At 38.0% G+C, this 19,131-nt stretch carries 16 protein-coding genes and 1 pseudogene; 12 read left to right on the plus strand and 5 right to left on the minus strand.

What is annotated here, in order from left to right:
• Positions 1–238: 238 nt before the first annotated feature.
• From GQR38_RS02745 to GQR38_RS02795, 11 genes and pseudogenes are all read left to right on the plus strand, one after another.
• Positions 239–448 carry an AlpA family phage regulatory protein gene (locus tag GQR38_RS02745; protein WP_165721340.1) on the plus strand — a complete coding sequence of 70 codons (210 nt, stop codon included), beginning with the start codon at positions 239–241 and terminating at the stop codon, positions 446–448.
• Positions 445–645: a hypothetical protein gene (locus tag GQR38_RS02750; protein WP_165721341.1), complete on the plus strand. Its 201-nt coding sequence runs from the start codon at positions 445–447 to the stop codon at positions 643–645. Before GQR38_RS02745 ends, GQR38_RS02750 begins: the two co-directional genes overlap by 4 nt.
• A 138-nt stretch (positions 646–783) precedes the next feature.
• Entirely contained in the window at positions 784–1,404 is a 621-nt protein-coding gene (locus tag GQR38_RS02755) for an inovirus-type Gp2 protein (RefSeq protein ID WP_165721342.1), read from the plus strand.
• A 577-nt stretch (positions 1,405–1,981) separates the two neighbouring features.
• On the plus strand, positions 1,982–2,905 hold the full coding sequence (locus GQR38_RS02760; RefSeq protein WP_165721343.1) for a restriction endonuclease: 924 nt from the start codon (positions 1,982–1,984) through the stop codon (positions 2,903–2,905).
• 1 nt (position 2,906) lies between these two features.
• A complete protein-coding gene (locus GQR38_RS02765; RefSeq protein WP_165721344.1) occupies positions 2,907–5,318 on the plus strand; it encodes a class I SAM-dependent DNA methyltransferase in 2,412 nt (803 codons plus the stop codon).
• Complete coding sequence (locus tag GQR38_RS02770; RefSeq protein ID WP_165721345.1) at positions 5,318–6,691, plus strand: restriction endonuclease subunit S; 1,374 nt, start codon at positions 5,318–5,320, stop codon at positions 6,689–6,691. Before GQR38_RS02765 ends, GQR38_RS02770 begins: the two co-directional genes overlap by 1 nt.
• The gene (locus GQR38_RS02775) at positions 6,684–7,700 is read left to right on the plus strand and encodes a virulence RhuM family protein (protein ID WP_165721346.1); all 1,017 of its coding nucleotides are present in this window, start codon (positions 6,684–6,686) and stop codon (positions 7,698–7,700) included. The genes GQR38_RS02770 and GQR38_RS02775 overlap by 8 nt, the downstream gene beginning before the upstream one ends.
• A gap of 53 nt (positions 7,701–7,753) precedes the next feature.
• The gene (locus tag GQR38_RS02780) at positions 7,754–8,641 is read left to right on the plus strand and encodes a DUF4145 domain-containing protein (protein ID WP_165721347.1); all 888 of its coding nucleotides are present in this window, start codon (positions 7,754–7,756) and stop codon (positions 8,639–8,641) included.
• An 18-nt stretch (positions 8,642–8,659) separates the two neighbouring features.
• Positions 8,660–11,929 carry a DEAD/DEAH box helicase family protein gene (locus GQR38_RS02785; RefSeq protein ID WP_165721348.1) on the plus strand — a complete coding sequence of 1,090 codons (3,270 nt, stop codon included), beginning with the start codon at positions 8,660–8,662 and terminating at the stop codon, positions 11,927–11,929.
• Positions 11,929–13,386, plus strand: coding sequence for a P-loop NTPase fold protein (locus GQR38_RS02790; RefSeq protein ID WP_165721349.1), 1,458 nt, complete (start codon positions 11,929–11,931; stop codon positions 13,384–13,386). Before GQR38_RS02785 ends, GQR38_RS02790 begins: the two co-directional genes overlap by 1 nt.
• A 327-nt stretch (positions 13,387–13,713) precedes the next feature.
• A pseudogene (locus GQR38_RS02795) lies at positions 13,714–13,904 on the plus strand (tyrosine-type recombinase/integrase); the annotation flags it as partial.
• On the opposite strand, the gene GQR38_RS02800 reads toward GQR38_RS02795, so the two are convergent.
• The 5 genes from GQR38_RS02800 to GQR38_RS02820 form a co-directional block, all read right to left on the minus strand.
• Positions 13,894–14,283 carry a hypothetical protein gene (locus tag GQR38_RS02800; protein WP_165721350.1) on the minus strand — a complete coding sequence of 130 codons (390 nt, stop codon included), beginning with the start codon at positions 14,281–14,283 and terminating at the stop codon, positions 13,894–13,896. The pseudogene GQR38_RS02795 and the gene GQR38_RS02800 overlap by 11 nt on opposite strands.
• A 4-nt stretch (positions 14,284–14,287) precedes the next feature.
• Positions 14,288–15,142 (minus strand): hypothetical protein, encoded by an 855-nt coding sequence (locus GQR38_RS02805; protein WP_165721351.1) that lies wholly within the window; start codon positions 15,140–15,142, stop codon positions 14,288–14,290.
• 275 nt (positions 15,143–15,417) lie between these two features.
• Positions 15,418–16,527, minus strand: a complete 1,110-nt coding sequence (locus GQR38_RS02810; protein ID WP_346774063.1) for a hypothetical protein — start codon at positions 16,525–16,527, stop codon at positions 15,418–15,420.
• A gap of 156 nt (positions 16,528–16,683) precedes the next feature.
• Complete coding sequence (locus GQR38_RS02815; RefSeq protein WP_007581994.1) at positions 16,684–16,980, minus strand: hypothetical protein; 297 nt, start codon at positions 16,978–16,980, stop codon at positions 16,684–16,686.
• A gap of 35 nt (positions 16,981–17,015) precedes the next feature.
• Entirely contained in the window at positions 17,016–18,020 is a 1,005-nt protein-coding gene (locus tag GQR38_RS02820) for a YHYH protein (RefSeq protein WP_165721353.1), read from the minus strand.
• Positions 18,021–18,206: 186 nt separating this feature from the next.
• Here GQR38_RS02820 and GQR38_RS02825 point away from each other — a divergent pair, with 186 nt between their 5' ends.
• Positions 18,207–18,965 carry a sulfite exporter TauE/SafE family protein gene (locus GQR38_RS02825; RefSeq protein WP_165721354.1) on the plus strand — a complete coding sequence of 253 codons (759 nt, stop codon included), beginning with the start codon at positions 18,207–18,209 and terminating at the stop codon, positions 18,963–18,965.
• The last annotated feature ends 166 nt before the right edge of the window (positions 18,966–19,131 follow it).

Consider the following 19,131-nt stretch of genomic DNA (forward strand, 5'->3'; position numbering starts at 1 on the left):
AATAGTAATCATCCTTAACAACTCTGCGACCTAGAACATTAACTTTTTCTAACCCGTTAATACTATTTCACAGCGTCTAATAGGCTTTTTTGGCTCTGATTTAAATGGAGTTTAGTCAATTAAACTCCATTTAATGCGTCTGTTTTATTACTCATAATCCTTCCCGTACTTAAGCGAACGTCTTGGTTCGTTTTAATAACTTATGGGATTTAACCCCTTCAATAATTGGAATGATATTATGAACTTAAACAGCTTGTTAACTGATAGTAAGAGAATTCTTCGCCTTAAAGATGTACAAACTTTAACTGGTTTATCTAGGACAATGATTTACGACTTACAGAGTAAAGGCGAGTTCCCGCAGAGTATCAAGCTCGTACAAAGCGGTCGTGCTATGGGATGGCAATATAGCGATGTTATCAACTGGATTGACTCAAGAGTGCAAGCATGAAGTTTTTGGCTAAACGAGAAATCGAAGTCGCAGATGAAGAGGTGTTTATTTCAAAAGTAGCGATACAAGCTCACTTTGGTATTTCGTCTTATTTAATAGGTCAGCTGGTAAAAGAAGGGACATTATCAGAGCCTGCGAAATTAGCACAAAAAGTCACAGGTTGGCCTTTAAATGAAGTTAAAAAACTAACCTTATAGGTACTATTTAGAACGTCAGGGGATGTTATTTAAACGGAATGACCCTTTTATATAATCATTACTTTCGCACGAGGCTAGTCATAGCATGGCTAGTAGAGTCATTGAACTGCAGGTTATTTATATTATTTAGAGAAAACTATGGCATCACAGTTAGTCGAAGAGTTAAAAGAAAAATATGGCGTAGAAATACATTATCACAAAGTATCAGAAGAGTCTTACGTGGCTTTAGAGGTAATGAATTTCCCAGATGGGTATCATAATGAAATTGTTGAGTCGGCGATTAAGCAGTTAGACATAATGCTATGTTATTTTTCAAAAGTACTGGTTTTAAGGCTGGACTTGAGGTTAAAGAGTTATAGCCAAAACAACAAGGTAATGTCGCAATTTGGTAATTACATGCAGCAAAAAATAAAGAAAATATATGGCAAGGTCGCCTTCATTTGGGTAAGAGAGCAAGTTAAAGCTGATCACCAGCATTATCACATAGCTTACTTTTTAAATGGCCACAAAATAGCGCATCCTAGTAAATTAATAGAATTACTTAAAGTAATGTGGAAAAAGGTGGCTTATGGTGGCTCGATTTATGTCCCGACTAACTGTTTTTACCACCTGTACACTAATCAGGGGGGTTGCTACGAAACTTTTAAGGAAACAGTTTACAGGCTTAGTTACCTTGCTAAATGCTATTCTAAGCGGCGTGTCTCGCAGTCAGTAAAAAACTACTCTTCAAGTAGACTTGAATATATGGAGGGTAGTTAAATGGCTAGGGGTGGTAAAAGAAAAGGAGCTGGTGCGCCAAAGGGTAACAAAAACGCTTATAAGCATGGTGGTAGAGCTAAAGTATTACATGGTGTACCGTTAGACAAAGAGCTGTCTGAATTTGAGTATAAAGCCTTATGCTTAGTCCAGCTGGAAGCACTAAAAAAAATGGATAAAAGGCACGACTGTGAGGTCAGGCTATTAATTTACAAACACCTCAAGAGGTATGGAGGTGCTTTGTCGTTTAAACTCTGAGCTTAAAGGGGGTCTTGCCACACAGCAAAGCAGCTAAAGCAGCCCCACTTAAAAAATAGGAATGCAACCGATCAAGCTACCAAACAATCAAATATTAAATTTATTGTCATTTAAAAACAGTGGCTTATGGGTTTTTATTGATTTTGAGAGTTTAATGCTTAAAAGTGATCGCTCTTTAAACGATCACCTTTGATGCGTAATTTAGTCAATTCTGATTTTAAAGAACCTAGGCATGCCTGTTTGCTTTGATAAACGGGTCAGTTTTATATAATATCTTTTACTTAATAATGGATTATAGCTACTTCACCAGTAAAGGAATTCTATGTCACTCCCTGATTACCAATCATTTATGACACCGTTGCTAGCATGCCTAGCTAATGGTAAAACTGTTAAGCTGCGTGATATTGATGCCGATGTTTATCGTAAACTTGGGCTTAGTGCCGAACAGTTAAAGCTCCGCATACCGAGTGGCAAGCAAACATATGCTTATCATCGTTTGGGGTGGGCTAAAACTTACTTAGTGCAAGCAGGTTTAATAGAGCAGCCTAAAAGGGCTTTTTGTAAAATCACTCAAAAAGGGTTAGCTGCAATAGAGTCGGGCGAGCCAATCAATAACCAATATTTAAGTAAGTTCGATGCTTTCCTCGATTTTAAAACACGCTCTAAAGACGCAAACGAGCCCACACAAGTAAACACCACCAGCATAGTAAGTAATAACGCTGATAAAACCCCAGAAGAGCTTATAGAAGCTGCAATTGATACGCTCAATACCAATCTAAGTGACGAAATATTAAAAGCGATATTAGCAGCATCCCCAGTATTTTTTGAAAACCTAGTGGTCGATTTAATGCTCGCCATGGGCTATGGCGGATCACGTAAAGATGCAGGCCAAGCTACTCAATACACGCAAGATGGTGGTATTGATGGTGTAATCAAAGAAGATAAACTTGGTCTTGAAATGATATACTTGCAAGCCAAACGTTATACCAATAAAACAGTTGGTCGCCCAGATATACAAGCTTTTGCAGGTGCGCTTGATATGCACCGTGCTAAAAAGGGCGTTTTCATTACCACCAGCAGCTTTAGTAAAGATGCCCTCGAATATGTAGGCATGATAGAAAAACGCATAGTGCTGGTGGATGGCGCGCAACTAACCGAACTCATGCTTACTCATAATTTAGGCGTAAGCACCAAACATGTATTTGAAGTAAAAGCGCTCGATAGCGATTACTTTATGGAAGATTAAAATGACAACTAATAATAACTTTTCTCAAACAGCTGCTTTTATCTGGTCAGTAGCTGACTTACTTCGCGGCGACTTTAAACAGTCTCAATATGGCCGTGTTATTTTACCTTTTACTTTATTACGTCGCCTTGAGTGTGTGCTTGCACCAAGTAAAGATGCAGTAGTCGCCGAGTTTGAGCGCATTAAAACGTTAAACCTCCCAGAAGATGCACAAGAAAAGCTGTTGGTCAGAGCTACAAACGGCTTAACCTTTTTTAATACCTCGCCTATGGATTTAGGAAAAATGGGGCAGGGTGATATTAAAGCTAATCTTGAGCGTTATATTCAATGCTTTTCAGCTGATGCCCGCGAAATATTTGAGCATTTTAAGTTTGATGAATTTATAGGTTTGTTAGACGATGCCAACTTACTCTTTAAAGTCGTTAAAAAGTTCGCAACGACCGATTTAAGCCCGCAAGCTATATCAAACCACGATATGGGTTTGGTGTTTGAAGAGTTAATACGTCGCTTTGCTGAAAGCTCTAACGAAACCGCAGGGGAGCACTTTACCCCACGCGATATAGTCCGTTTAACTACTTCGCTGGTGTTTATGGAAGACGATGACGCCCTAACCAAAGAAGGTATTATTCGCACCATTTACGACCCAACAGCGGGAACTGGCGGCTTTTTATCATCAGGTATGGAATACGTACACGAGCTTAACCCTAATGCGGTTATGCGCGCATTTGGTCAAGAGTTAAACCCAGAGTCTTACGCTATATGTAAAGCCGATATGCTGATTAAAGGGCAAGACGTAAGCCGTATTAAACTAGGTAATACCTTATCGAATGATCAGCTTGCAGTAGATAAGTTTGACTACATGCTGTCTAATCCGCCATTCGGTGTAGATTGGAAAAAGATTGAAGGCGATATTAAAGACGAGCATACCATTAAGGGCTTTGATGGTCGCTTTGGTGCAGGCCTACCAAGAGTGTCAGACGGCTCATTGCTATTTTTAATGCACCTAATTAGTAAAATGCGCGATGCATCCGATAACGGCGGGCGTATTGGTATTATTCTAAATGGTTCGCCTTTATTTACGGGCGGTGCAGGAAGTGGTGAAAGTGAGATTCGCCGTTATATTTTAGAGTCTGACTTACTTGAGGCAATTATAGCCTTACCAACCGATATGTTTTACAACACAGGCATTGCTACTTATGTGTGGGTATTGTCGAACAAAAAAGCGCAGCAGCAAAGCGCTGAGCGTAAAAATAAGGTTCAGCTAATTAATGGTGCTAATTTATGCGGTAAAATGCGTAAATCCCTTGGTTCTAAACGTAACATTATGAGCGAAGACGACATTAAACTAATCACTCGTAGTTTTGGTAGCTTTGAACAAGTAGAAACAACAACGCTTGAAGAGTTAGGATTAGCTAAACCAACAGAGGCTAAAAGTAGCCGAGGTCGCCAAGCGGCTAACCCTAAAGCCGATGTAGCAAAAACCTTTGCCAGTAAAATATTTAATACCTATGAGTTTGGTTATCGCCGTATCACTATAGAGCGCCCACTTAGGTTGTCAGCGCAAGTAACTGATGAAGCTATTGCATCACTTCGTTTTGCACCAAAGCCATACAATGCAGCCATGATGGCGCTGTATGAAAAGTTTGGCGCGCAGTGGACTACTGACGACCAGTACGGTGATTTAAGCACTGTTGAAATTGAAGCCAGAGCTATTATTAAAGCCGACTTCCCAGAGCTGAAAGAAAAACAAATTAAAGATGTACTAGAACCTAAACTTTGGTTATTCCAAAAATCACTCATGGAAAAAGCGCAGCAACTACAAACACAATTAGGTGGCGATGCTGGTGGTAAGCAACTGCAATCAGACGACTTTAACCAGTTTGATATAACCTATACACAAGCCCTTAAAGCGTTAGATATTAAGCTAGAAACCAAAGAGAAAAAACAGCTGCTCGATGCCATTACTTTTAAAAATCCAGCGGCAGAGTGCGTGGTTGATAAAATCTATAAAGATTCAGCAGACCCAATGTATGGCGCATTTGAATATCAAGGTAATGTTACAAAGTGGCAAGGGAAAGTAGTTATTTATAAGCAAGATGGCGACTTACGCGATAATGAAAACGTACCGTTAAAAGAGGCTTATTTAAACGGCTCAGCCCAACCAAGTATTAACACAAAACTCATGGTTGAAAACTACTTTAACCGTGAAGTAGCTCCCCATGTAAGCGATGCATGGATTAACGACACCAAGTGCGATGATAAAGACGGCGAGCTAGGTATAGTTGGTTACGAAATTCCCTTTAACCGCCACTTTTATGAGTACCAACCACCACGCGACTTAGCCGAAATTGATAAAGAGCTTGATGCTGTGAGCAGCGACATTATGAAGTTGTTGCAAGAGGTGCATTCTTAATGAATAAATATGTTACTTATTCTGAATACAAGTGCTCAGGTCATCAATTTATTCCAGATATTCCAACTCTCTGGAAGCGGGCTGTTTTGAGCTCCATTTCAGATATCATTGATCCACAACCTGATCATCGTGCCCCAGCGATTTGTAATAGTGATTCAGGCTTTCCGTATATAGGTATAAGAGATGTTAATAAAGACGGTAGTCTTAATTTTGAAACAGCGCGCCCTGTAGAAGAAAGTGCCGTTTTGAAGCAAGAACGGAGCTTTAAAATTGAGCCTGATAATATTATTTTTTGTAAAGTAGGTACTTTGGGACTACCAAGAAAAATAATTCCTCATGGAAGATGCGCATTGTCAGCCACCTTAGTTCTTATTAAGGCTAAGCAGAACGTAAATAGTCAATATTTACTGTATGCGTTAGATAGTGATGTTGTTATATCTCAAACAAATTATTTAGCTACAGGTTCTACTCGCGCCGCTTTGGGTATACAACAAATTCGGAAGTTTCAGATACCATTCCCCTCCGTTTTAGAGCAAGCACAAATCGCTAACTTTCTCGATCACGAAACCGCTAAAATCGATACCTTGATTAAAAAGCAGCAACAACTGATTAAGCTACTAAAAGAAAAGCGCCAAGCAGTGATCAGTCATGCAGTGACTAAAGGACTGAATCAAAACTCCCCGATGAAAGATTCAGGTGTAGAGTGGTTGGGTGAAGTGCCTGCTCATTGGGGGGTATTGCGTTTAAAGCATCTAATTGAATCGTTAGAGTCAGGTTGTAGTGTAAATGCCGCTGATGTTCCTGCTAGTGCTAACGAAGTTGGTGTTTTAAAAACTAGTTGCGTATATACACGTACATTTAGAGTAGAAGAAAATAAGACTGTTGTGTCAGAAGACCTCCATCGCGTGAAATGTCCCGTTAGGAAAGGGGCTATTATTATAAGTCGGATGAATACGCCTGAACTGGTTGGAGCCAGTGCGCTTGTTGGTGAATATGCTCAAAATGTCTATTTACCTGATCGGTTATGGCAAACAAACTTCAATGAAAAGGTTGATTTGAATTCTGAGTACTTAGCTTACTTTATGACTGTTGAGGGTTTTCGGGTTCAGATCTCTCTAGCAGCTGAAGGGGCTAGTAGTAGTATGCAGAATATTGCGAAAGAAGACTATTTAGGTATAAATTGTCTTCTTCCTCCATTGAGCGAACAGCAGTTGATAGTTGAATACATTAGACTGAAATTAGATTATTTTGAGAAGCTAGATAATGATGCCAATGATGCTGTAAAACTTTTAAAAGAACGCCGCACCGCTCTAATCTCTGCCGCAGTCACAGGCAAAATCGACGTGCGTAACTGGGAGCAACCTAATGACTAACAAGGTGACACCAACTCTTGGGCAGTTTATTTTATTTGAAACAGACGAAGGGCAAACCAAGGTTGAATGTCGCTTTGAAACTGAAACACTTTGGTTAACTCAAAACCTAATAGCTGAGCTGTATCAAAAGAGTGTACCGACTATAAATGAGCATTTAAGTAACATTTATAATGAGGGCGAACTTGAACAAAATGCAACCATTAGGAATTTCCGAATAGTTCGAAAAGAGGGCACGCGCGAAGTTGCTCGTGATGTAGCGCATTATAACCTTGAAGCCATTCTTGCCGTAGGTTATCGAGTTCGCTCTAAGCAAGGCACACAGTTTCGCCAATGGGCAACAAGAACATTACAAGAGTACTTAACTAAGGGCTTTGTAATGGATGATGAGCGTCTTAAAAATCCAGAAAACATGCATTACTTTGACGAACTGTTAAACCGCATACGCGACATACGCTCATCAGAGAAAATATTTTGGCGCAAAGTATGTGACATATATGCCACCAGCATTGATTATGACGGCAAAGCACAAACAAGTGTTGATTTTTTTGCTAAAGTTCAAAATAAAATGCACTGGGCGGCTCATGGTAATACTGCAGCAGAGCTCGTGTTTAAACGTATTGATGCTGACAAACCTCATTTAGGCTTAACCAGCTTTGCAGGCACAGAACCAACCCGCAAAGAGGTAGTTACAGGCAAAAATTATTTAGATGAAAAAGAACTCGATACCTTAAACCGACTGGTTAACTCCTACTTAGAATTTGCAGAGCTGCAAGCCCGTAACGGTAAACTAATGAAAATGGCAGACTGGGCAAGCAAGCTTGATGACTTTTTGCGCTTAAGTGACTATGAAGTCCTAAACCATGCTGGCAATATTTCACAGGTACAAGCGACAGAAAAAGCAAAACAAGAATACGATAAGTACCGTAGAGTTATTGATGCTCAGCCATCAAAGGTTGATTTAGACTTAGCCAATGCACTCAAACAGCTGCAGGGTAAACCTGAAAAGTAATTTAAATAAATTTTGCACATAAAGTAAAAAAATAACAAAGGGATAGAGAATTAATGGATATTGAATTATGGAAAAGGATTTCAGGCTTTGTTGACTTAAACAGCTACCCTGAGCTTCCTTGTCCTTATTGTAATAAATATGCACTGAAATTGGACAAAGACAGTATACAAACACGTCCTGTAAATAAAGATAGTTTACTTGTTACCAGTCGAAAATACCGATTTGAAAAAGAGAGAAAGCAGACTCTAATCGATAAAAGCCGTGAAGCAAGTAATAAAAGCGAGGGGTTTTTCATCCCATTGCTTATTATCTTAGCAAGCGCTCATGCTGAGGCTGTTGAGCCTACAAATGGTAATACTTTTTTATTTAATAGTTTTTTTGAGTGTGCAGACTGCCAACAGAATATAAGTGCTTCAGGAATGTTATTGGAGCACCAAACAGGTATGAGCCAGTCATCATCAAAGGCTAAAAAAATAAAAGTTGAGCATTTTTCTCCATCTATTTTTATATTTCCGATATCAAAAAATGTTCCCAAACATATAGCTGAAGAGCTACTAGATGCATTTAAGCACTTTCATTTTGATCCTCCATCGTCTGCATCTAAATTAAGACGAGCTATTGAAAACTTTTGCAAGGATATGCAGGTTGAGGGTAATAACCTTGGACGAATGATCAAAAGTTTGGAGAAAACCCATCCTGAAGAGGCTAAATACCTTGATGCCTTGCGACAGATTGGTAACGAGGGGACGCATGGCTCTGATGTAGCTGAGCTCGATTTGCTATACGCTTTTCAAGTATTTCAGTTTGTTTTAGAGCTGTATGATCGAAATGCTCGTTATAACGAACTTAATCATGCGTATGATAAATTAGCTAAAAAATATGAGAAAAAAAAGCAGCCGCAGCAGCTACCTAAGCTTGAACAATTTGATAATGCTAAATAACAAAATAAGAATAAAATCATGAATGATGTAACTCAAGAACGTATTTTTCAAGACGAAATAATTAGTCAGATGGTAGCTAATGGCTGGGTTGAAGGCACAGGCGCTGGCTATAACTGCGAAACCGCTTTGTATGAACAAGATGCACTGACCTTTGTTAAAAACACCCAACCTAAAGAGTGGCAAAAGCTGTGTAAGGTGTTCCCCAATGACCCTGAACGCCACTTTTTAGAAGCGCTGGTGGCACAACTTAAAAAAGCCGATATAAACGCCACAGATAAAGCCTCACGCACGTATGGTGTATTAGGTGTATTACGCCATGGTTTAAAAATTCGTAATGCGCGTTTTGAGCTGTGCCAATTTAAACCAGAGCATAACCTAAACCCCGAAACCCTAGCGCGTTATGAACAAAACACCTGCCGTATAGTGCAAGAGTTGGTGTATAGCCCGTATGCCAATGCTGAGCACTTAGCTGTAACAGGTAGCAAAGCCAAAAGCTGGCGCATAGATTTAGTATTATTTGTAAATGGCTTACCCGTATCAACCCTAGAGCTTAAATCAGAATTTAAACAAGCGGTTGAAAATGCAATTAAGCAGTACAAACAAACCCGCTTACCTAAAGACCCTGCGACTAAAAAACCAGAGCCACTACTTACCTTTAAGCGTGGTGCATTAGTACACTTTGCTGTAAGCCAGTATGAAGTGTATATGACCACTAAGCTGGCGGGTGACGACACCTTCTTTTTACCTTTTAACAAAGGTACAAGTGAAGGTGGTGCAGGCAATGATGTACCTGAAGACACTAGCCGTTATGCAACTGATTACTTGTGGAATGAAGTATTAGTGCCTAAAAATCTGCTTAATATTTTAGGCAGCTTTGTACACTTGCAAATAGAAGAGTTTGAAAATTGGGAAGGGCTAAAAGATAAAAAAGAAACGCTTATTTTCCCGCGCTATCATCAGTGGGATGTAGTAAGTAAGCTTATTGAGGCTGCAATTGAAGAGGGCACAGGTAATAAGTATTTAGTTCAACACAGTGCGGGCTCAGGTAAATCAAACTCTATTGCATGGACAGCCCACCAGCTTTCTACCTTGTATGACGAGCAAGGTAATAAACAATTTCATTCAGTGATTGTTGTAACAGACCGAACAGTACTTGATGATCAGCTGCAAGATACTATTTATCAGTTTGAGCATGCAGACGGTGTAGTAGGGCGTATTAATAATAAAGAAGGTGACGGTTCTAAATCAGAAAAGCTCGCCAGTGCACTTGAAAACGCTCAGCCTATTATTATTGTAACCATTCAAACTTTTCCGTTTGTATTACGTGCTATAGAGAACAGTACCAGCTTAAAAGAGCGCAACTATGCGGTTATAGCCGATGAAGCTCATTCATCACAAAGTGGCTCTACAGCTCGTCAGTTAAAAGAAGTGCTAATGACTGAAGAGACTGATGACGACATTGAGTTATCGTCAGAGGATATACTCGATGCAACCGTTGCAGCCCGCCGTGGTAGTGCAAACCTTAACTACTATGCATTTACTGCCACTCCTAAAGCAAAAACAATAGAGCTGTTTGGCCGATTACCTGACCCAGAACTACCTCCATCAAAACAAAATAAGCCAGTGGCGTACCACATATATTCAATGCGCCAAGCAATAGAAGAAGGCTTTATATTAGATGTACTTAAAAATTACACTAACTATAAGGTGATGTACCAACTTGCTCAAAAAATAGAAGCGGCAGATAAAGAGGTTGATAGTAAAAAAGCAGCGGTAAAACTTAACCAATGGGTGCGTTTACACGACCATAATATATCGCAAAAAGTTAAAGTGATTATTGAACACTTTAAAGATAACGTAATGGGTTTATTAGGCGGACAAGCTAAAGCAATGGTAGTAACAGGCTCACGTAAGGAGGCTGTGCGATATAAGCTAGCATTTGATAAGTATGTGGCAGATGCCCTAGCAGAGCAAAAAACAGGTTATTCGACAATACGCGCTATGGTGGCATTTTCAGGCGAAGTTGAATTTACTAAAAGCGACCCTGATAGCGCTGCATTTTTAGATAAAAAGTTTACTGAAAAAAATATGAACCCTGACCTTAAAGGCCGCGATATGCGCAAAGCCTTTGATAGTGATGATTACCAAGTAATGCTGGTGGCTAATAAGTTTCAAACGGGGTTCGACCAACCAAAGCTATGCGCTATGTATGTAGATAAAAAGCTAGGTGGCGTTGAGTGTGTACAAACCCTGTCACGATTGAATCGTACTTACCCAAGTAAAGCAGAAACAGGTACGTTTGTATTGGACTTCTTTAATGCCCCAGAAGACATATTAGAAGCATTTCAGCCTTACTACCAAACAGCAGAGCTTGCCGATGTTACTGACCCTCAGATTGTTTTTGATTTGTTTGAAAAGCTGCGTGCTAGCGGTATATTTTTGTGGTCTGAGGTTGAGCAGTTTTGTGCAGCGTTCTTTACTAAAAATAAATCTAATGCGGCGATCAGTAATATTATTCACCCCGCTAAAGAGCGTTGGCAAAAGCGTTACGCATCTGCAATTGAGGCGTATATAAAAGCCAAAGAAATGTTTGAACGCACTAAAAAGACTGAAGACGCTGTATTAATAGCTAACGCAGAAACAAGCTTTAAAGAGTGTAAACAAGAAAAAGACCGTCTAGAGATATTCAAAAAGGATTTAGGTAGCTTTACCCGCTTTTACGAGTTTATGTCGCAGCTGGTGGAGTACGACGACAAAGAGCTTGAAAAACTAAGCTTATTCGCCCGCCACTTACGCCCACTGTTACGTGAAAAAGTAGTGACTGAAGATGAGCTTGATTTAGACAACGTAGTAATGAGCCATTACCGCCTATCAAAAATACGCCAACAAGATATACAGCTAAAAGAAGACGAGCCTGACTATAAGCTAGAGCCAAGTAATGATGTGGGTAGTGCTAAAGCGAAGGATAAAAAAGAAGCGTTCTTATCGCAGATAATCGACAAGCTTAATGAGGTTTTCATCACTGATAACCTAACCAATAAAGACATGCTTAATTATGCTTTTACAGTGCGCGATAAACTAACTGAAAACGCCTCTGTAATGAGTCAGATTGCAAATAATAGCCCAGAGCAAGCTATGCTAGGTGATTTCCCTCAAGCGATGGATGACGCCATTTTAGGAAGCAGTGACGCACACCAAGAACAAATGATGCAGCTACTGTCAGATCCCGCAAGAAACCAGCAATTCGCGCGAGTGATATTTGACATGTTGAGTGGAGGTAAGAATTAATGGCTGTTAGAAATTGTAAATATTCTGATTGGTTACAAGAGTATACATTCGATAACTGTAAGCTTAATCGTAAAGAGTATGGTGAGTTTTTATCTAACTATATTAAGGGAGAGAACGACGGCTTTGTACTTAACTTAAATGGAGCTTGGGGAACTGGTAAAACTGAATTTTTAAGACGCCTATACACACATCTGACGAACGAAGGGCATCCGACTATTTACATTGACGCATGGGAAAGTGATTTTTCGGAAGTTCCATTATCAGTCGTGGCAAGTGAGCTAATTAATCAACTTTCAATAATTAACCACAACATTGGGTCTGATTTGGATAAGTTAAAAGGTTTTCTAGGTAAAGCGTTAAAGGGGGCAGTAATAGCTGGAGCTGGTTTAGCTACCAAGTACCTTGTGGATGACTCTGCTGCTGGAAGAGAAGTAGTAAAAATTTTATTTGAAACCTCACCTAAAGATTTTCTTACTAGTGTAAAGAAAGATCATGAGGAGCAAGTAGAAGCCATTAAAAGCATAAGAAAAGAACTAGGGCTTTTAGCTGAAGTACTTAAGCAAACTCATGGTAAAGAACTGCCTGTTATTGTATTAATTGATGAGCTTGATAGATGTAGACCTAATTACGCTATTGAAATGCTAGAAGTGATCAAGCACTTCTTCACGACCAAAAACTTTGTTTTTGTTGTAGCTACAGATACTACACAGCTACAAGAGTCGATAAAGTCAGTTTACGGTTTTAATTTTGACTCTAATACTTACCTAAAGCGTTTTTTTAATCGAGAAGCTAGGTTAGCTGAACCTGATCATAAACATTACTTAAACTTACACGATTTTAGTTTTAGTGAATATGCTGGAAAAGTTGATATGTATCCAGTTATTGAGAATACTCTAAATGTGACAATCGCTAAGTATGTTGAATGGATGGCTAAGGTATATGATTTAAGCTTAAGAGATATAGACCAATTGATAGATAAATTTAAAGCATGCCTACGCACAGCACTTGTTGCTAATCGGACTAATGGTGAAGTACAAGTTGTAAATGTATTTTCTCTATTAATCGCCTTAATTGAGTTTGATAAGGGATATAAACAGTTTCTTGAAAGAGCTTTAAACAATCCAGCTACAGAAGGGCAGTTTACAACAGATTTAATAGTTAGCACTGAATGGGGTAAACCAACTAAATTTTCAGAGCTGTATAGCCTAAATATGAAGAACTCAGTGTTGCATTACCGTTATGAAAAAAATGATTATAATCGAAAAACTAAGCTTTTACTCCCAGGTACACACATATTAGTTAATGAGTCTGGTCAAAACTATTCTGATAGTACTATGCAAAAAACTTTTTCAGAAACTGAAAATATTTTAAAAAAAGGAGTGGAAGTCACTACAAGTAGGTTATGGTTATGGGAGGATTATCAAAAAGTCGTTAGATTGGCAGGACACCTAGATTAATTACTAACATTATTTTCAAATGGCTTGTGGTTATTAATACTACTAGCAATTTACTTTAGTACCATTTTTAGTACCAGTTGATCAAGATGTTGTCGTTAAAATTGAACTTAAACAGTGACTTACTGGCTGTGTTTAGATTCCCCCAGCCCACCAATAAAGGTTTTTGAACTCGTTATTCGAAAACCATAAGAAACCCGCAACTTGAGCAATCACGTTGCGGGTTTTTTTATGCTTATAATTTAATTATTAATGATCGTTTAACGTTTGTAGCAAGTAAGCTTTAGCTGTTATTTCAGCGTTTTACAGTGCAGTAAATAAAGCGATATTAATTTACCAAAAGGGCAATGTAGGCATGTTTTACGGCATACTTTTGTAAGCCATTTTATGGTGAACGGAGGTAATATTTTAGTGTTACAACAAATACTTGGTCATGCAAAGATTGAGCAAACCATGGTTTACTCAAAATCTTTGCACCAAGTCATTTAGAGGATGCTATTAAGTTTGGACCTAAGATATGAAGCCAAAATAAATAAACAGTATTTGCGCTAAATAAAACGGTAAAACTGTTCTCGATTTTGCAGACAAAATAATAGAACAAACGCCATTCAGAAACTCTCTGTTGTCCAATGAGTAGTCAGAATTAGTAATCTGTTCTGCAGTAATTGCTTTTTGATAAAGCTTTCTAAAAGCTCTTTCTTGGGATAAATAATATGAATCTAAGTACCAAAAAAGAACAACTGGAAGTAGCATAAAATAGTCACCAGCTATACCCTCACTTTTCGATGAAAGGCCAACAATAGCTGTTGAAACTGTCAGAGACCAACCTTTTAAAAGAAATGAGTTGTTAGCCATTCTTGTAATTATTTGTTGAATGAAATCTAAACGCTTTTCAGTCATAGTATTAATCCTTGTTGGTATAGCCTAAATTAGTTAATTTGTATAAGTAATCTAATGCATCATGAGAGAGGAGTTCATTATCACAAATATAAGAAATCCATTCTAAGAATTTAGATTGACTCAAACTGTTCAAATGCTCAATTGGCAGTTTGTATTTTATATCAACAGAGTCGCTAGCCGATTTAGATAAAGATTCATTAAATTGTGTATTTCTAGAGGTTAAAGGGATTCGCTCAGGATATACTTTTCTGGCTTTACTAGAAAAGTTTAGTTCAGACATAAGCCAAGGTGAAGTGCTATAACTTTCAGAATTATATAGTTTAGATGAATCACCCCCTTGGTAAATTGAATTTTCTGAGTTGAAGAAAATTAGACACTCTGACTTATCAATCACATCAATAAGTGCTGCATTAAGCATTAAAAAAACATTTGAAGTGGTTTTATTGCGAGTTTCATATGAGTATGTTTGTGTAACGCTATCATAAGCATATTTATTATCAATTTCTTTGAGCAAATCATCCGCAAAACCCCAAAATAATGAATCAATAAATACATTCAAATTGCAATTAAGTTTTAAAATTAAAGCAAGAATAATAACAAGGTTTTCATCTTTATGTGAATGCGAAATAAAAATATCGAAATGATGAAGAGGGAACCAGTCTCCAATAATCTTTTCACCATCTAATACATCTTTACTTTCAATTAGATGCTCTCGCAATTTTTCTAAGTGTGAATTCGAATTAGCATACAAGTCGTCTTTTAAAAATGACTTATATTCAGGTATTTTGCTTAGGTGTTCTGGAGTTAAGATCAAGCCTAGTTGGTCGTGGTTAAGTTTCAAATTGAAAGCTTCGAACATAAAAAATCCTTTTAATTTTAGTGTCAACATAATGCCCAAATCAGATAGATTGCACAAGACTTTAGAAAATAGTATAAGGAACTAAGTTTTTGATTTTAAAATAAGTCATTGTTTCTATTGGCTAGCTTTAACAGTCGAGGCTTTTCGGACGGGGATTCAAATCCCCCAGCTCCACCAATAAAGGTTTTTGAACTCGTTATTCGAAAACCATAAGAAACCCGCAAATTTGTTAATCCAAATTTGCGGGTTTCTTTATGGAATTTATAAAATAAAGTTTAAGTATTTCTAATTGCGCGTAACTTCATTTTTATCGCAATTATAAAAATACTGAATAACGACAACATACTTATTAACAACGTTAGATTAAGTATTGGGTTGCTGCTTTGCTCATCCGCATTGGCTGGGGAGGTGTTGGTAGTTTGCGAGTTTTGATGTTGCCTAATATAGCTTTGGCTGATCCAATCTACCGCGTTTATCCATTGTATTTTGGCGGGATCAGTATTATTGAGCATCCCTATTGCGTGCTTATCGTTATCTAAGCTTTTTGAAAGTTGTATCAATTGCTGCCAAAATTCATTTTTAGGGCCTAGGTCGTCTATTTCTTGTAGGTGCTGTTGTAATTTATCACCCCCCATCGTTTTTATATCAGCTTGTCCTGTACTTTGCGCGTAGCTATTTATTAGCGATGAAAAGCGACTAAAGTACTCATTACTTTTTTGCTGTGTAGGGTTAGCTGTTCGCTCGTTTGTTACTTTTTGTGTTGGTTGATTTAAGCTATTTTGATCAATCAAATATTGTTTATAGTTTTGGTAACTTAAGTTGTTTGTAGTTGTGTTATTTGTAGTTGTGTTATTTAGAGTGCCAAAGTTGTTTTTAAGTGCATTAACAGTGATCACTACGCCTACTAAGGTAATAATACAAAGTGCGCAATAGCAAAAGTACAATGCGCTTTTTAAAGTGTTACGCAGTAGTTTATATTTATTATAACTTTGCTTAATAGCTGCAGCTGTATTTGGGGCTTCGTCTGTATCTAGGCGTTCATTTTGTATTGAAATACTTTTGTCGTTAGTACTTTCACTAATGTGTTTATCTGTATTTTTACTGTGCTCAGTGAGTGCTATTTGATTATTTTGAGATTGAGAGATTACAGTAATGAGTTGAGGTTCTACTTTAGTAATCAAACCTAGCTTTTTAAGTGAGGATTCTGTTTTAACAGCATCAATACTCGATAAGTCTTTTTTTAAAGCGTAAGCTTTTCCATCAAATAACTGAACAACAATATTATGAGGAATATTAAGAAGTTGACTGAGTTGTTCTTGGGCAGAGGTAAGGTCAGTATTTTGATATAACTGACCATTAAAAACAATTTTAAATGTAGCGCTCACGTTAGTACCTTGCTTGTGTAATTCCATTTTTGGAATTTTATTTTTATTATTTGATACACAAAGCTAACTTAACAGATAAAGGGTATGCTTTCTAATGATTTGCGATTAAAAAAGCCTTAACAAACAGCGTTAAGGCTTTGGCGTGTAGCTGTTACTTTATCGTTTAGCGAGTGATTTTACAGATTGCTTTTGATCACTTGCTGGTTGGGTTGCTTTGTCTATTAATGTTTCAAGTGGTTTATTTCGAACGCACATAAGTACTTTGTTCATTGCTTGGCATGTGCCTGTCGCTTTTTTATCATGGCTTGTGTAGCTGCAATCTTCATTAATGGCTTTTGCTTCACATGCTTCCCAAGGCGCATTTGAGCCGTGGCCTGCATGACTTAGCGCTGAGCATGAGGCAGCAAGTAAAAAGCCAGTGGTTAGTGCTTTTATCACGTTAAATATTTTCATTAGTATCTCAGTTAATTATTTAGCCAGAATGCGAGTTATCTTGCGGTAGCACCTTTAAAACAACCAATAAACATGTTTTCAGATACATCGGCTGCATGGTAGTGGTATCCGCGTGTATCGTCGGTGTGGCCTCTACATTCGTCTAAATCAGTGGGTTCTAATCCATCTTCGTTAAGCATGCCAAATATACCAAATCCATCGAGTGCATAACCCATCATGGCGGCATGACCGTCTGATTGAATTTGTGTTTGGCTACAACCTGCTTCACCGTGGTAGTGATAGCCTGCTACTAAGTTAATATGGCCAGCGCAATCATCAAAGGCTGCAATAGTGTATGCGCCTAAAATAGCCTCAACAGGCGCGGGTGCAGCAAGTACAACACCATTGAGAGCAACACCTACATTGGCGTTACCAATACTGCTATTTTGAGTGGTTGCAACAGGCGTTATAGGAATTAAAAATGATTCTGATATACCGCCATCAACATAATCAATAGAGCATTCTACGCAGTGGTTTTGGTATTGTTCCTCTACGTTTGGGCGTGCAGCGCCATCACACGATTCTTGTGTGTCGGTTACATTTACAAGGCCTGTACCTTCGTCGTATAGCTGCCAATGACTATCGTTATATAATGTAGGTAGATTTAAAATAAAGTCTCCGGTTATATCGTAAACCTCACCGGTGCCATCAAACCAAATACCGGCTTCGTCTGCTGTTGAGGTGATATTTTGAGGGCAAAATACACCAATCTCGTAATTTGAAGGCGCACCTGCAATATCAATTTTGTAGCATGAGGCTTCATCACCATTACTTAGCGTACATGTTTGAGTGGTAATTGATGAAATGAGCGCATCGCTTTCAAAGTTAAAAGGGTCGACTTCTACAACAAAATCGGTTGAAGTATCTGTTGTAGTTCCCTCATCGGTGGTTGTTTCAGTTACAACTGTACTTTCAGCATCGCTACCGTTACAGGCAGCTAAACCCAGTGAAAGTATACACACTGCAAGCGGTGTCAAAATTGGTGTGTTAAATCTTCTCATCAAAAATATCCGGTAATGAAGTTGAATGTATAATATTTGTTAAATGTGCAAACAAAGTGCAAAAACAACGCAACATAGTACATAGCACGAGATAGAAGCTGATAAAGTTGCTATAAATGTGTTTAGTACCTTTTTTACTATTTAAATACTGCGACTTAAAAGTACTTAAATAGGCAGTGGAGTTTTATGGATTTTTTATTTCCTGACAGCATGTCTTTATTTTTGTTTTTATTGTTAATGATCACCGCTGGCTTTACTTCTTTTATATCTGCTGCATTTGGTGCTGGTGGCGGATTAATGCTGCTTGTTGTTATGGCGTCGTTTATGCCAATGGCAGTTGTTGTGCCTGTGCATGGTTTAGTACAGCTTGGCTCTAATGCAAATAGGTTTTTACTCAGTTTTAAGCATATTGATAAAAGCATGTTTGTATATTTTGCGTTAGGCGGCTTAGTAGGGGCGGGGTTATCAAGTTTTGTTATTGATGATATATCGCTTGATGCTATGAAGTTAGTGGTCGCTATTTTTGTTATTTATTTACTGTGGGGTAAAACGCCACCTATAAAATTAACCTCTAAGGTGTGGCGTATGGTCGCCGGTGGAATAACTACTTTTATTTCTATGTTTGTGGGGGCAAGTGGCCCATTAGTTGGTAGCTGTTTATATATAAATAATTACGAAAAGTTAAAATTTACGGCAACGTTTTCGAGCATTATGAGTGTGCAGCATTTATTAAAAGCGATAATTTATGGCGCTGTTGGTTTTAGTTTTTGGCAATGGATACCGCTTGTAATTGCCATGGTAATAAGTGGCGCTGTAGGAACTTGGTTCGGAATTAAATTACTTAAAAGGATGTCTGGGGATAAATTTAAGTATATTTTTAGGATAGTTTTAACGTTATTAACGCTACAACTTGGTTGGCAAGGTATAAAAATATTACTCCACTAATTTGCTTAGTGGAGTAAATTTAATTTTATTAAACATAAATTATTTAAGAGGATTAAATAATTCATTGCGCCAAAAAGTTACTGATATAGAGCGACTATACTGTAATTTTTTGCCTTATCGATGAATTACATATTCTTTGTAATAATTGTTCATACGTTTAATTAAA

Origin of the sequence: Pseudoalteromonas sp. c7(2019) (assembly GCF_011378625.1) — a bacterium.
GTDB classification, from domain to species: domain Bacteria; phylum Pseudomonadota; class Gammaproteobacteria; order Enterobacterales; family Alteromonadaceae; genus Pseudoalteromonas; species Pseudoalteromonas arctica.